Annotated in this window: 1 protein-coding gene and 2 pseudogenes; all 3 read left to right on the forward strand. The window is 68.9% G+C overall.

What is annotated here, in order from left to right; all coding sequences use genetic code 11:
* Nucleotides 1-192, forward strand: a pseudogene (locus JMF90_RS37215) (branched-chain amino acid ABC transporter permease); the annotation flags it as partial.
* Nucleotides 189-1,232, forward strand: a complete 1,044-nt coding sequence (locus JMF90_RS37220) for a branched-chain amino acid ABC transporter permease (RefSeq protein WP_201317244.1) — start codon at nucleotides 189-191, stop codon at nucleotides 1,230-1,232. The pseudogene JMF90_RS37215 and the gene JMF90_RS37220, both read left to right, overlap by 4 nt.
* Nucleotides 1,229-1,365 (forward strand): annotated as a pseudogene (locus tag JMF90_RS37225) (ABC transporter ATP-binding protein); the annotation flags it as partial. The gene JMF90_RS37220 and the pseudogene JMF90_RS37225, both read left to right, overlap by 4 nt.

Below are 1,365 nucleotides of genomic sequence, written 5' to 3' on the forward strand. Positions count from 1 at the left end.
GTCGCGTTCGTCGTGGTCGTCGTCGGCGGGATGGGGAATTTTCTCGGTGCGCTGGTCGGCGGGCTGCTGGTCGGCATCGTGCAGAGCCTGATGAGCACGCTGTGGCCGGAAGGCGCGCGATTGATGATCTACGTCGCAATGGCGGCCGTACTGCTGCTGCGTCCGAACGGTTTGCTGGGGAGGGCCGCATGATCGATTCGTCGAAACCGCTGACGCGCGGCGCGGCGGCGTCGCAACGCCCGCGGCCGTGGCGCGGCCTGCTGCAGCGGCCGGAAGGCTGGCTCGCGGTGGTCGCCGCGTGCGTGTTGCCGCTCGTGTTGAGTTCGGGCTCGCTCGCGACCGAAGTGCTGGTGTTCGCGCTCGCCGCGCTCGGCTGCAATCTGCTGCTCGGGTACACGGGCCTGCTGTCGTTCGGGCAGGGCATCTTCTTCGGGCTCGGCAGCTACGCGGCGGGGCTGGTGCTGACGCGCGGTGTCGCATCGGTGAGCGTCGCGCTGCTGGCGGCGGCGGTGCTCGGCGCCGTCGCGGCCGCACTCGTCGGCTGGTTCTCGATCCGGCAGCGCGGCACTTACTTCGTGATGCTGACGCTCGCGTTCGGGCAGTTGTTCTACTTCCTCGCGTATACGACGCCGGATGTGACGGGCGGCGACAACGGGCTGCTCGACATCCCGCGCCCCGCGCTCGCCGCGTTCGGGCATCCGCTCGTCGCGCTGGATTCGCCGTGGCGTTACTACGGCTTCGTCGCGGTGTTGTTCGTCGCGGTGTTCTGGCTGCTGCTGCGCGTGTCGCGCTCGGTGTTCGGCCGCACGCTGCTCGCGATTCGCGACAACGAGGCGCGCGCGGCGGCGGCCGGCTACGACGTGAAACGCTTCAAGCTCGCGGCGTTCGTGATCTCGGGCGCGGTCACGGGCCTGGCGGGCGCGCTGCACGCGCTGATGACGGGCATCGCGCCGCTGTCGAACATCGACTATCACACGAGTGAAATGATCCTCGTGATGACGGTGATCGGCGGCACGGGCAACCTGTTCGCGTCGGTGCTCGGCGCGGCGTTCTACGTGCTGTTCGCGGACTGGCTGTCGACGCTGTGGCCGCGCTGGCTGCTGCTGCTCGGCCTCGTGCTGATCGCGGTCAGCTTGTTCATGCAGCGCGGGTTGTGGGGGCTGGGCGAACGCATCGTGGCGTCGCTGCGGCGTGGCGATCGCACGGCGGTCACGGTCAAGGAGCGGCAATGAGCGAAGCGATTCTCGAAGCACGCGGCATCGTCAAGCGTTACGGCAAGTTCACCGCGCTGGGCGGCGTCGATCTGCGCATCATGCCGCGCACCGTGCATTCGGTGATCGGCCCGAACGGCGCGGGCAAGACGAC

Origin of the sequence: Burkholderia sp. E168m23, assembly GCF_016586125.1 — a bacterium.
GTDB classification, from domain to species: Bacteria; Pseudomonadota; Gammaproteobacteria; order Burkholderiales; family Burkholderiaceae; genus Burkholderia; species Burkholderia orbicola.